The 13,026-nt window shown below is 68.3% G+C and carries 9 protein-coding genes; 6 read left to right on the forward strand and 3 right to left on the reverse strand.

Going from position 1 to position 13,026, the window contains the following annotated elements; translation table 11 throughout:
- Positions 1-101: 101 nt before the first annotated feature.
- Positions 102-2,252 carry a hypothetical protein gene (locus tag ETD86_RS26090; protein ID WP_138668801.1) on the reverse strand — a complete coding sequence of 717 codons (2,151 nt, stop codon included), beginning with the start codon at positions 2,250-2,252 and terminating at the stop codon, positions 102-104.
- Between the two features lie 67 nt (positions 2,253-2,319).
- Positions 2,320-2,586, reverse strand: coding sequence for a family 1 glycosylhydrolase (locus ETD86_RS58330; protein WP_246148175.1), 267 nt, complete (start codon positions 2,584-2,586; stop codon positions 2,320-2,322).
- A 289-nt stretch (positions 2,587-2,875) separates the two neighbouring features.
- On the opposite strand from ETD86_RS58330, the gene ETD86_RS26100 reads away from it, so the two are divergent.
- The 3 genes from ETD86_RS26100 to ETD86_RS26110 all read left to right on the forward strand — a co-directional run bounded on the left by ETD86_RS26100 (position 2,876) and on the right by ETD86_RS26110 (position 6,696).
- Positions 2,876-3,946 carry a LacI family DNA-binding transcriptional regulator gene (locus tag ETD86_RS26100; protein WP_246148178.1) on the forward strand — a complete coding sequence of 357 codons (1,071 nt, stop codon included), beginning with the start codon at positions 2,876-2,878 and terminating at the stop codon, positions 3,944-3,946.
- Positions 3,947-3,961: 15 nt separating this feature from the next.
- The gene (locus ETD86_RS26105; RefSeq protein ID WP_138668803.1) at positions 3,962-4,147 is read left to right on the forward strand and encodes a hypothetical protein; all 186 of its coding nucleotides are present in this window, start codon (positions 3,962-3,964) and stop codon (positions 4,145-4,147) included.
- Between the two features lie 125 nt (positions 4,148-4,272).
- Positions 4,273-6,696 (forward strand): glycoside hydrolase family 2 TIM barrel-domain containing protein, encoded by a 2,424-nt coding sequence (locus tag ETD86_RS26110; RefSeq protein WP_138668804.1) that lies wholly within the window; start codon positions 4,273-4,275, stop codon positions 6,694-6,696.
- Between the two features lie 143 nt (positions 6,697-6,839).
- Here ETD86_RS26110 and ETD86_RS26115 read toward each other — a convergent pair whose 3' ends face one another.
- Positions 6,840-9,578, reverse strand: a complete 2,739-nt coding sequence (locus ETD86_RS26115; protein ID WP_246148179.1) for a glycoside hydrolase family 3 protein — start codon at positions 9,576-9,578, stop codon at positions 6,840-6,842.
- A gap of 387 nt (positions 9,579-9,965) precedes the next feature.
- On the opposite strand from ETD86_RS26115, the gene ETD86_RS26120 reads away from it, so the two are divergent.
- From ETD86_RS26120 to ETD86_RS26130, 3 genes are all read left to right on the forward strand, one after another.
- Positions 9,966-10,991, forward strand: coding sequence for a LacI family DNA-binding transcriptional regulator (locus tag ETD86_RS26120; RefSeq protein WP_138668805.1), 1,026 nt, complete (start codon positions 9,966-9,968; stop codon positions 10,989-10,991).
- Complete coding sequence (locus tag ETD86_RS26125) at positions 10,988-12,361, forward strand: ABC transporter substrate-binding protein (protein WP_170223270.1); 1,374 nt, start codon at positions 10,988-10,990, stop codon at positions 12,359-12,361. The genes ETD86_RS26120 and ETD86_RS26125 overlap by 4 nt, the downstream gene beginning before the upstream one ends.
- Positions 12,358-13,026: carbohydrate ABC transporter permease (locus ETD86_RS26130; RefSeq protein WP_211370315.1), on the forward strand; the 669-nt coding region annotated here is incomplete at its 3' end. The genes ETD86_RS26125 and ETD86_RS26130, both read left to right, overlap by 4 nt.

Below are 13,026 nucleotides of genomic sequence, written 5' to 3' on the forward strand. Positions count from 1 at the left end.
CACTTTCGGTGGACGCCGTACGATGCCATTGATGTGTTTTCTTATGACTTGTCGCCGACCGTGTCGCTGCTGCCAGTCGGCTGACTATTTCCCTTCCGTAGCTATTCAGGTGTGGACAGGACGCGAGGGCGGGGAAGCGCGCCCAGCCCTTCTGATGTGATCAGCCAGCCGTCGGGAAGCCCTGCCCCCTGGTTCACCGCTGTGGCGATGTGCGCCATCGCGGCCAGCAGTCCTCCGTTTGCCGGTAGATAAATGGTGAGGAATCCCGGCATTTGCGGATTGTGTCCGTTGGGGAGGAAGACGTTTTTGGGCGACGGGAGCAGGAGGGCGTCGATCGCGCGGCCGACGTCGCCGAGGCGGGCTGCGGTCATCGCCATGACGGGGTAGTCCCAGCCCCAGCTGGACTGTAGGTCCCAGTGCTCCCATACGGCATCGAGCGTCGCCGACATCGTGGCCGGGTCCACGAGGTGTGTGTCCGGCAGCCACCCCAACGCCATGAGCATGGACGGGTGATCCTTTCGGATGAGCCGCGGGGGCGTCGCGATCGCGGCGTAGGTTCCGTCGGGCAGTACCGCGGGCCGGCTCATGTTCCGCGCCACCTCGTCCCACTCCTCGTTCGGTTCGAGACCGAGCCCGGTTCGCCACTCGTTCGCCACGCTGAGCGCCCATGACCAGTACGCCAGCTCGAAGGTCGGATCGCTGTTCGTCGCCCGGTCGGCGAGGTAGCTCTCCTGCGCGGGGATGAGCGGAGGCGGCAGCCAGAACGATCCGTCGCGTTCCTCGGCGAAGTCGGCCATGAAGTCGGCGGTCGCCTCGACGAGCGGGTAGTGCTCGCGCAGGAACGACTCGGCACGTCCCTCGCCGCGCAGCAGCTCCAGCAGGTGGATCACGTGCGGCTGCTGCCACAGGAGGAAGACGCCGATGTTGCTCGGCGACTCGCGCGCGGACGGGTCGGTCTGCTTCGGCCAGCGGGCCCCGCGATACCCCTGCCGGCGGGCGGTCGCCTTCGCCGCCTCCAGGGCGCCGTGATACCAGCGCATGCTGCGCTCCAGCAGCTGCCCCCGGCCCCACATCGGGAAATGCGCCGCATGCCACCAGTGCATCTCGAGGTGGAACTTGCCCGACCAGGTGTTGTACGTCAGACCGGACTCCGCGGGAGGCGTGACGCCGGCGCTGTTGACGGCCGTGAGGTATTGCGAGACGACGATGCGACGTTCGAGTTCCGCAGCGCGCGCGTCGGTGCTGCCGGCGAGGGTGATCGCGGCGCCGGTGCTCCAGTGCTCCGCCCACCAGATCGTCGCGGATCGGCTGACGGCGGAGAAGCTGTCCTTGTCCTGCGGCCGGCGATGATCCGGTGTCAGGGTCACCACGACCTCGAGAACGGTGGCGTCTGCGCGGGCGACGGCGGACTCCGCTTCCTCCCGCAGGCTGCCGGTGGTGCGGACGGCGACGCTGTAGGTCAGCGCTTCCACTGTGCGTCGTGCGTTCCAGTGGCCCGCTGTGTGCTGGTTCCAGACCGTCTGTTGCGCGAGCGGGAGTTCGAAGGCGGCGAGGTCGTCGGGCTGTTCGTCGAACACCCAGGCCACGCCCCATCCGCGGAGCAGCAGGCCGGACTCGATGCGCACGGCGAAGCGGTGCTCTCGTGGATCGGCGACGGTGGTGACGTGGACGCGCTCGCCGTCGAGCACGTACTCGGCCTGGATCGTTCCCGTCCACAGGTCGAGCTCGGTGCGGACGTCGGTCAGCGCGGCCGGGTCGTCGGGCCCCGTCCCGTCGGGGCGGACCAGGGCGAGACGGCCGAGGTGAGCGCGGCGGGGGGTGAAGTGGTGCCACGCGCCGGGGACGAACTCCTCGGCGATCGGGTCGCCGGGCCGTTGCAGACCCATGCGGTCGAGGTAGGGCACCGGGCCGCGGGACGTTTCGTACACGGTGGTCGCGTCCTCGAGCCGGAGTTTCCGGTCGGTGCGCGTCTCGTACCAGCCCCAGGTCGACTGCGTGCGCAGAGGGATCTGGAAGTCGTCGGCGTCGAAGGCGCGCGGACGCTGCTCGGGCAGACCGGACAGCCCGTCGTGAACGACGCGGTGCGGATCGGGGACCAGCTCGTGGAAGGACGGGAACGTCTGCAGTCCGGAGATGTCGACCGTGAGCGCGATGTCACCGTTGCCGACCGTGAGGACGTCGGCGGGGTGCGCGGACGTCAGCACGGGGTTGTGCCGTCGCACGAGCCGGCGCCGGTTGATTGCTTCGGACATCCTCGCCTTTTCCTTAGATCGTGAATCTCGGCTGCAGTGATGCAGGGACCGCCGCAGGTCCGTCGTCTCAGACGGCGTTGGCCTTGGCGGCACCGCCCAGCCACGCGAGGCTCGGTTCGGGCCGGCGCTCGAACGTCTCCCGGTCGACGGCGACGAGGCCGAACGTCGGGTCCCAGTGCCCCCATTCGTAGTTGTCGAGCAGGCTCCAGTGGATGTAGCCCCGCACGTCCACGTGCTCCTCCTGCGCCCAGAAGTCGCTGTTGACGTTGTCGCCCTCGACCTGGTGCGGTGCGGTCGCCGCGCCCCAGAGGAAGCCGTTGGGGAAGGTGTGCATTCGTCTCTCGATCGTGTGTCGGTGCCGCAGAAGAGGCTGGTAGAGGGGCCGGGCGGGCCCCGAGTGCGAGTTAACGTAGCCGTTACGCCGCGCGGAGGTCAAGGAAAAATGTGTACCGGTCTACGACATTACTCGTCGCTGATGCCGCGTCTTTCTGGATCTTTCGTTATGCTTCATGGACCGGTCTACATGGGTGACGGTCGCGGCATCGTAGGCTCGGCAGAACTCAGCTGGAGAAGGGGATGCCATGGTCGCGCCTGAGCGGCGACGAAGAGTGACCATTTCTGACGTGGCGAAACACGCCGGGGTGTCCAAGGCGGCGGTGTCGAAGGTCATCCGGAACGACTACGGGGTCAGCCAGGCCATGCGTGACCGCGTCAAGCGGGCCATCGATGAGCTGGGCTACCGTCCCCAGGCCGCCGCGCGAGCGTTGCGCGGGCGGGCCTTCACCATCGGGGTGCTCATGCAGCACATCGGGATCCCGTTCTACGCCGAAATCGTGACTGGCTTGGTGGACGAGCTCGCCGAGTCGGAGTATCAGGCGATCATGATCCAGGGCGGCACACGCGACAAGACCGAGAAGCGAGCCATCGACGCCCTCATCGACCGGCAGGTGGACGGCATCCTCATGATCGCCCCGCTCGCCGCTCGCACGCATCTGGAGCAGGTGGCCCGCGAGATCCCCACGCTGGTGCTCGGCAGGCACGACCGGTCCCCGGCCTATGACTCGATCGTCGATGACGACAGGGTCGGCTCGGAGCTCGTCATGGAACACCTGATCGGGCTCGGTCACCGGCGCATCGGGCACATCACCTTCGACAAGGAGCACGGGCAGGCCGCCGACCGCACGCCCCAGATCAGGGCCGAGACCTACGAGCGCGTGATGCGCGAGCATGACCTGGCCGGCGAGATCGCCGTTGCCACGACCTCGTATACCGAGGAGGGGGGCTACGATGGCGCCCGCGAGTTGCTGGGCCGCTCGCCACGCCCCACCGCGATCTTCGCCGGTTCCGACGAGGCGGCCCTCGGCGTCCTGGCCGCGCTGCACGAAGCCGGCCTGTCCGTCCCGGGCGACGTCTCCGTGGCCGGCTACGACAACACCAAGCTGGCCGCTCATCCCAACATCGCGCTGACCACCGTCAACCAGGACGGAGTCGTCATGGGCCGCACGGCCGGACGACTGCTGCTCGAACGCATCGAAGGCCGCACCTCCGCCGCGCACTTCTCGGTCATTCCGAGCCTGGTCGTCCGGCGCTCCACCGCCTCTCCCCGCCCGTGCCCTGCCGGGACCGAAACGCAGATGCCGGCGCGGACCGTCCGCGACGTGACCGCAGCCGACGCGGTCAGGCGACGCGGGTGACCGTGACGATCCCCTTTGATCGGCACTGTCACCCTCGACGGCGATCCGGTGCTCCATCGGGTCAAGGATCTGGAGCCGTCAGGTGCCGTCTCCGTGCTGGCCGTCCACGTCTCTCATCCGGACGATGGTGATCGTGTCTGGGGCGGCAAGAGGTCGGCCCGCAGCACCGGCCTGATCGGCTTGGTTCGACGGGCGACGTGACCAGGGATCGTACGCCGGGTTCGCGAGGCCCAGGAGGCCCATAGGCAGGAGCGCACCCCCGGGCAACCCACAGGTCCCACCAGTCATTTTGATCTTCAGGAAGCTCTCACCCCCGAGGGAGACACGTGATCCGCGCATCGTTCAACGACAACTGGCAGTTCCGTCCCAAGGTCAATCCCTTCGCCGAACTGGCCGGCACCGCGGTTCCGTTCCAGCCGGTGACAGTGCCGCACGACGCGATGCTCACCCGCGACCGCGAGGCCACCATGGACGGCGCCGCGACCGCCTACTTCCCCGGCGGCGCGTACGAGTACCGCAAGACGTTCTTCACACCCGAGGAGCACCGGGGCAAGCGGATCATGCTCGAGTTCGAGGGCGTCTACCGGGACGCCACCGTGTTCATCAACGGAAACTACGCCGGGCAACGCCCGTACGGATACTCGAGGTTCTTCATCGACGCCGACCGGTTCCTGCGGTTCGGCGAGAACAACCAGATCCGGGTGGAGTGCCGAACCCACCAGGACTCGCGCTGGTACTCCGGCGCGGGCATCTACCGCGACACCTGGCTGCTCATCGGCGACGTGGTCCGCATCAGGCCGGACGGCGTCCAGGTCACCACCCCGGACATCGACACCGAACGCGCGGTCGTGGAGGTCGCTACCACGGTCGAGAACGACTCCATCGACATCCGCACCGTCGAACTGGTCACCGAGATCCGCGATGCCGCGGGGACCGTCGTCGCGTCCGATACCGCGCCGGTCACCGTGCAGCCCGGCGAACCGGCCGTCGCCCGCCAGCGTTTCTACGTCCGCGACCCCTCGCTGTGGAGCCCGGACTCGCCCGCCCTGTACACGTGCGCGGTCTCCCTCACGGACATCGACGCCGCGGAGGTCACCTTCGGCATCCGGTCCTTGCGCCTGGACCCCGAGCACGGGTTGCGGATCAACGGCGAGACGGTCAAGCTGCGCGGCGCGTGCGTGCACCATGACAACGGACCGCTGGGCGCCGCGACGTTCGCGAGAGCCGAGGAGCGCCGCGTGCGGCTGCTCAAGGACGCGGGGTTCAACGCGATCCGCATGTCGCACCATCCCATGAGCACGGCGATGCTCGACGCCTGCGACCGTCTCGGCATGCTGGTGGTCGACGAGGCGTTCGACATGTGGACCTGGGGCAAGAATCCGTTCGACTACAGCCTCGACTTCCCCGAATGGTGGAAACGCGATATCGAGGCGATGGTGGCCAAGGACTACAACCATCCCAGCGTCGTCCTCTACTCCCTCGGCAACGAGATCCCCGAAGCCGGCTCAGCCACGGGGGCGATATGGGGTCGCCGACTCGCCGAGAAGGTTCGTGCGCTGGATGACACCCGCTTCCTCACCAACGCGGTCAACAACCTGCTGGCCCTGCTGCCCGATCTCACTGACCTGCGAGCCCAGGGAGAGGAGGGCACCGGCATCAACACCCTCATGGCCGACAGTGGCTTCGACGTGAACGCCGTCGCGGGCTCCGAATTGGTCACCACCCGCACCGCCGAGACCTACAGCATGCTCGACGTGGCCGGGATGAACTACTCGGAAATCCGCTACGCGACCGACCACACGCTGTTCCCGAACCGGATCATCCTGGGCACTGAGACCTTTCCGACCCGCATTGACGACAACTGGCGACTGGTCCAGCAGCACAGCCATGTCATCGGCGATTTCACCTGGACCGGCTGGGACTACCTGGGGGAGGTCGGCATCGGACGGCCGCAATACTCCACACCGGACACTCCGCATCCCACGTTCACCGCGCCGTATCCCTCCTTGCTGGCCGGCTGCGGCGACCTCGACATCACCGGCCACCGGCTCCCCGCCTCCTACTACCGGGAGATCGTTTTCGGCCTGCGCGGCCGGCCCTACCTCGCGGTCCAGCGGCCGCAACACCACGGCAAGACCGTCATGAGCAGCCGTTGGGCCTGGAGTGACACCATCGCCAGCTGGACCTGGCCCGGCCACGAAACCGCCCCGATCATCGTCGAGGTGTACAGCGCCGCGGACGAGGTCGAACTGCTGGTCAACGGCCGCTCCCTCGGACGCGACCCGGTCGGCGAACAGCACCGCTTCCGCACCGAGTTCGAGACCGCCTACGAACCAGGCGAACTGCTCGCGATCGCCTACCGCGACGGCGTCGAATCCGGCCGCGAAATGCTGCGCACCGCGTCCGGCTCCGTTGCGCTGCACGCCGAACCAGATCGGCCGGTCATCACCGCCGACGTCGGCGACCTCGCCTACATTACCTTCACCCTGGTCGATCCGGCCGGAACAGTGCACACCGCAGCCGACCGGCCCGTGCGGGTGGACGTCTCAGGCGACGGGACGCTGATCGGCTTCGGCAGCGCCGACCCGTCGGCCAAGGACCGTTTCGACGCGACCGAGCGCCACACCTACCAGGGCCGCGCGCTCGCCGTGCTGAAGCCGACCGCGCCCGGCAACATCCGCCTGCTCGCCACCGCCCCAGACTGCGTGCCGGTCGAAGTGCTGGTCACGGTCGAAAAGCCGGACCGGTGACCACCATCGATGGCGACGAGATCGACGCCGCCACGACCTCCCGGACCTGCAGGCGTTCAACAAGGCCTGCGGTCGCGAGCTCGGCGCCTCGCCGCGCGCGCTGCGCGACGAGGCGGGAAAGAGCCCGGGACCGGGGCCGAGGTTCAGGAGCCGAAGCGGAACGCGGCGAGCCGGATGTCGCCGTGCAGGGTCACCCGGAGGTCGTGGACACCCTCCGCCGACAGGTCACCCTCGACGGTCGTCCATGCGTAGCCGCTCCCCGTGACGGGCACCGGGAGCTCGGCGAGGAGCCGGTCACCCGCCAGGAACTCCAGCCGGCCTGACCCCACGCCGGCGACCTCGGCCTCGACCCGGACCGCGCCGGACAGATCGGCGGAGCGGAAGATCAGGGTCGCAGACTGGTCGCAGGGAGCGACCGCATCTCCGGTTGTACGGCTGGCATCGACCAGGGTGATGCCCGTGTAGTCGTCGAAGTCCACCGCCGAGGTGGTCCTGTCGACCACGATGCGCGGCCCTGGGACGGGACCGCCCACCGCGACAGGGGCGGTCAGCGCGATGTCACCGGCGGAGCGGCCCACCAGCAACTCGTAGTCGCCGGGGTCGACGGTGAACGCGCTGCCGGCGACGTCCCAGTGGGCGAAGTGCTCGGCCGGCAGCCGGAAGCTGAGCTCCCGGCTCTCGCCCGGAGCCAGCGTGACCTTGCTGAAGTCGGCGAGCCGCAGCAGAGGAGCCTCGTAACGCGCGTTCAATGCCCGGATGTAGAGCTGTACCACCTCGGTTCCCGGTCGGGTTCCGGTGTTGGTCAGCGTCACCGAGACGCTCTCCGGAGCCGGCCGCAGGTCGCTGTAGGCGAACTCGGTGTAGGAAAGGCCGTGACCGAAGGGGTAGAGCGGTGCGGCCCGATGGTACTGGTAGGTCCAGCCCGCCTTGATGATGTCGTAGTCCAGCGGATGCGGGAGTTCGTCGGCTCCGCGGTACCACGTCTGCGGCAACCGGCCACCCGGTTCGGCCGCGCCGAGCAGCACGGAGGCGACCGCCCGGCCGGTTTCCTGCCCGCCGTGTGAGGTCCACACCACGGCGGGCAGGTGCTCGTCGGCCCAGTCCAGGGCGTAGGGGTAGCTGCTCATGACCACGAGCGCGGTCTCGGGGCGGACCTCGGCGACCGCGCGCAGCAGCGCCTCCTGCCCCGCGGGCAGCACGAGATCCCGGCGGTCTTCCGTCTCGCGGCCGTTGATCAGCGGATGGTTGCCGAGCACCACGACGGCGACGTCGGCGCCCTCGGCCGCGGCGCGCGCCTCCGCCGTCCCGTCGTGGAGCAGTTCCCGCTCCCAGCGCTCCGCGTCGGCGGCGGTTTCGGCGGTGAACCGGCCATCGGCCGCGGCGTAGCGGCCGGTACGGACGTTGCGCAGCAGCACCCCACCAGGAACAGGTTCGAGGTGGAAGGTCTCGTTGACGAACCAGGTCTTGATCATCTCCCGATCGGCGCCCAGCGAGCCGTCCTCCTGGAGGCTGTAGTAGCGGCAGGTGGCGGGATCACGCAACGTGAGCATCCCGGCGCCCCAGTCGGTGACATCGACCACCAGCTCACCGCCCGAGCGCGAGCGCAGCGCGATCCGGTCGGCGCCGTCCACGCGGACGACCTCGCCGAGCGCCTCGTTCAGCCCTGCCGCGACGGTGACCTGGTACGGCATGGTGCCGCTGTACCAGTCCTCGAACAGGGTGTCCGCCAGGGGCCCGATGACGGCCACGCGAGGGGCGCCAGCCAGCGGCAGCAGGCCGTCGTTCTTCAGCAGCACGACCGACTCGGTCGCGGCGCGCAAGGCCAGGGCCCGGTGATCGGCGCAGTCGATCACTTCGGGACCGATGCCGGCGTACGGGTCGAGATCCGCGTCGAACTCGCCGAGCCGGAAGCGCAAGGAAAGTTGCCTTCGCACCGCGCGGTCGATGTCCTCTTCGCCGATCAGTCCGCGCTCCAAGGCCTCACGCAACCGGCCGACCGGGGTCGCGCTGTCCTCGCCGTGGTCGGTGAAGCTGTCGATGCCGGCCTTGAGCGCGGCGGCATGGGATTCGGCGTGGTCGTCGAAGTAGTGCTCCAGCTCGACCAGGTTGGAGGGCGCCTCGGCGTCGCTGACGACGAAGAGTTCTCGGTCTCCGGCCCAGTGCCGCAGTTCCCTCTCGATGAGCGGGCTGACGTGGCAGGGGTGGCCGTTGACCAGGTTGTAGGCGGCCATCGCGCCGGCGGCCAGGCCCGCAGTGACGATCGGCCGGAACGCCGCCAAATCGTATTCCTGCAGCACACGAGGACGGACGCCGGACGAGGTGACGCACCGGTCGTCCTCGTTGTTGTAGGCGAGGAAGTGCTTGAGCACCGGGGCCGCACGAAGGAAGGCCGGATGGTCACCGCCCAGCCCCTTGCAGAAGGCCGCCCCGAGCCGCGCGGTGTGCACCGGATCCTCGGAGTAACCCTCCTCGTTGCGCCCCCAGCGCGGGTCGCGCAACAGGTTCACCACGGGAGCCCACGCCTGCAAGCTGTTGGCTCCGGAACCGATCACGGGCGGCCGGTGCCGGTGGAAGGCGCGCAACTCGACGGAGATGGCCTCCGCGACCAGCCGCACCAGGTCCTCGTCCCAGGTCGCCCCCAGGCCAACTGCCTGCGGAAACACCGTCGCGACTCCCAGCCACGCCACGCCGTGCAGGGCTTCGGTCCCGGTGCGGAACGAGGCGATGCCCAGACGCGGCACGGCAGGCACGTACTGGTGCAACATCGCGATTCTTTCGTCGAGGGTTAACCGTCCGAGTAGATCGTCGACGCGCTTGCGCATCGGCAGTGCGGGGTCCCTGAAGGGGACCGTGTCGGCCGCGGACAGAGACGGGGAGCGCACGTGTCAGACCTCTAAGCAGGCTCGATGGGAGAGTGGTCAGCGAAGCGCATCGAAGCTGTCACGAGCCTGACGAACTGTCAATGCCTCACTGGAGAGAAACTTTCGTTAAAGATATCCCTTGTGCAGTCGGAAACATGTCATTAGTCTCGCGACAACACAGAAGCGCTTCGACAACAGGGCCACCCGGCGAGTGGAGGGCCTGGGAGCGCCCGAGCTGTCGCAGCCGGCGCATGCGGGGTTGGTGGCCATGAGCGCGGAAACGTGCGTGAAACAAACCCTTGACAAGAGGTGTCGCCGGAATCGAGAGTAAATGGACATTCCGCATGACTACGTAGTCAGGCGGAATGTCCGCCAGTCTGACTACGTAGGCAGGATCGAGGAGCCCTCATGTCGGAGGCCAGGCGCCGCGCCCCTACCAGCACCGACGTCGCGCGGCGCGCCGGCGTCTCGCAGAAGACCGTCTCGCGTGTCATGAACGGCGAGCCGTACGTCAGCGCCGACGTTCGGGAGCGGGTTCTCGCGGTGGCGCGCGAGCTCGGTTATCGCCCCAACACCGCGGCCCGCGCGCTCCTGCTGGGCCGCTTCCAGCGCATCGGGATGGTCTCGCTCGGCAGTTCGTTGTACGGGCCCTCGGCGCTGCTGGTCGCGCTGGAGCGGCGGGCCCGGGAGACGAGCTACGCGTTCAGCGTGGTCCACACGTTCGAGGGCAGACCGGACAACATCATGAGCGCGTTGGAGTCCCTGCTGGACCAGGGTGTGGACGGCATCGTGCTGTCCGAGCCGATAGACGATGGGCAGGAACTGCGCATCGACCCGGACATCCCCGTGCTCAGCTTCGGCAGGTTCCCTGGTCTCGACGGTCCCCGGTTGGTGGTCACCGGAGCATCCGGCTTCGATGCCGGCCGGCTCGCCACCGAGCACCTGCTCGGCCTGGGGCATGCGACCGTCTGGCATGTCGCGGGGCCCGGTCAGTGGCTGGCGTCGCGCGACCGGGCCCGCGGCTGGCGGCACGCGCTCGAGTCCGCGGGGATCGCCGCGCCACCGCCGATTGAAGGTGACTGGTCGCCCGCCTCGGGTTACGAGGCCGGCCGGCGACTTGCCGCGGACCCCGAGGTCACCGCGGTGTTCGTGGCCAACGACGAGATGGCGATCGGCCTGTTGCGGGCCATGGCTGAGGCGGGCCGCGCCGTCCCCGAAGAGGTGAGCGTCGTCGGGATGGACGACATCCCGGCCGCGGCGTACTTGTCGCCGCCGCTGACCACCATCCGCCAGGACTTCGAGGCGATCGCCTCGCACGCGCTCGACCTGCTCGTCCACCAGATCGAGAACGCCACAGGCTCGGCGACCGTCGACGACTTGCCGGCGCAGCTCGTGCTACGCCGGTCGACCAATCCCCCAAGGAGTAAGAGATGACCTTGCCGCGGATGAGGCGGCTCGCCGTGGGAGCCGCCGCCACCCTGTTCCTCGCCGGATGCGCCGGCGGCACGACCGGCGGCACGACCGGCGGCACCGGCGGTGGCCAGGGCAAACCCGCCGCCATCAGCCAGGCCGACATCGACAAGGCGATGAAGACGCCGACCGAGCTCACGTTCTGGACCTGGCTGCCCGACATCGACAAGGAAGTAGCGCTGTTCCAGAAGAAATATCCCGCCATCAGCGTCAAGGTGGTCAACGCAGGTAACAGCCAGGCGGAGTACACGAAACTGCGAACGGCGCTCAAGGCCGGCAGCGGCGCCCCGGACGTGGTGCAGATCGAGTACCAGCACATTCCCGGCTTCGCCATTACCGGCAGTCTGCTGGACCTGCGGCCGTACGGCGCGGAGGCGCTCAAGGACCGGTTCGTCGACTGGGCGTGGGGCCAGGTGAGCGGCAGGAACGGCGAAGTCTGGGCGATCCCCCAGGACACCGGGCCGATGGGGATGCTCTACCGCAAGGACATCTTCGACAAGCACGGCATCGAGCCGCCGAAGACCTGGGACGAGTTCGCCGCCGCGGCCCGCAAGCTGCACGCCGCCGACCCCGGCGTGTACCTGACCAACTTCCCCACCAACCACAACTCCATCTGGACGGGCCTGATGTGGCAGGCCGGCGTCAAGCCGTTCCAGATGAAGGGCGCCGACCAGGTCTCCGTCGACGTGGCCGGGGAGACGTCGAAGAAGCTGGCCTCCTACTGGAGCGGCCTGGTCAAGGAGGGCCTCGTGTCCACCGACGCCGACTTCAGCGACCAGTGGTTCCAGGCCCTCAACAAGGGCAGGTACGCCACCTGGCTGACCGCCGCCTGGGGCCCGCTCTTCCTGTCCACCAGCGCCAAGGAGACCCGCGGGAAATGGCGTGTCGCGCCGTTGCCGCAGTGGACGGCCGGTGACCAGAAATCCGGCAACTGGGGCGGCTCGACCAGCGCCGTCGTCAAGACGACCAAGACCCCGATCGCCGCGGCCAAGTTCGCCGAATTCCTCAACACCGACCCCGAGTCGGCCAGGATGCTGACGACCCTGCAGTTCCTGTACCCGCCGACCAAAGCGCTGCTGAGCGACCCGGCCTTTGTCGAGCAGAAATCGGACTTCTACGGCGGGCAGCAGGTGAACAAGGTGTTCGCCGACATCAGCGGCACGGTCCCCACCGACTTCACCTGGCTGCCGTTCATGGACCAGATCAACAACGACTGGAACGAGACGGTGGGCAAGTCGCTCGCCGACAAGACCGACCCGGCCGCCGGGTTGGACCAGTGGCAGCAGACCATCACCACCTACGCCGAGAAGCAGGGCTTCAAGGTCGCGCGATGAGCGTCATGACAGCGCCGCCGTCCCGGCGGGCGAGCGCCCGCCGGGACAGGGCGGGTTACCTCTTCATCGCGCCGTTCCTCATCATGTTCGTCGCCATGCTCGTGGCGCCGCTGGCGTACGCCGGATATCTGAGCCTGTTCCGGGAGCAGCTGATCGGCGGTGTCAGGTTCGCCGGTCTCGACAACTACATCCAGGCGCTGAGCGACGAGCGGCTGCTCGACGGCGTGCTGCGCGTGAGCCGGTTCTTCCTCGTCCAGGTGCCGATCATGCTGGGGCTGGCGTTGTTGTTCGCCCTCGCCCTGGACAGCGGCGCGATGTGGCTGTCGCGGGTGATCCGGCTGGGGATCTTCGTTCCGTACGCGGTGCCCGGCGTGATCGCCGCGCTGATGTGGAGTTACCTGTACGGCCCGCAGTTCGGGCCGATCACCCAGCTCGCCGAGGCGCTGGGCCTGCCCGCGCCGGACCTGCTCAGCAGCGACGTGATGCTGGGCTCGGTGGCCAACATCGTGACCTGGGAGTTCACCGGATACAACATGATCATCCTGTACGCCGCGCTGCGCGCCATCCCCACCGAGTTGTACGAGGCCGCGGCCGTGGACCGGGGCGGCGCCGTTGCGGTGACGGTCATCTCTGTCTCTTATACCCATCTGCCGATAGGGACACAG

This window comes from Nonomuraea turkmeniaca (assembly GCF_005889735.1).
Taxonomy (GTDB): domain Bacteria; phylum Actinomycetota; class Actinomycetes; order Streptosporangiales; family Streptosporangiaceae; genus Nonomuraea; species Nonomuraea turkmeniaca.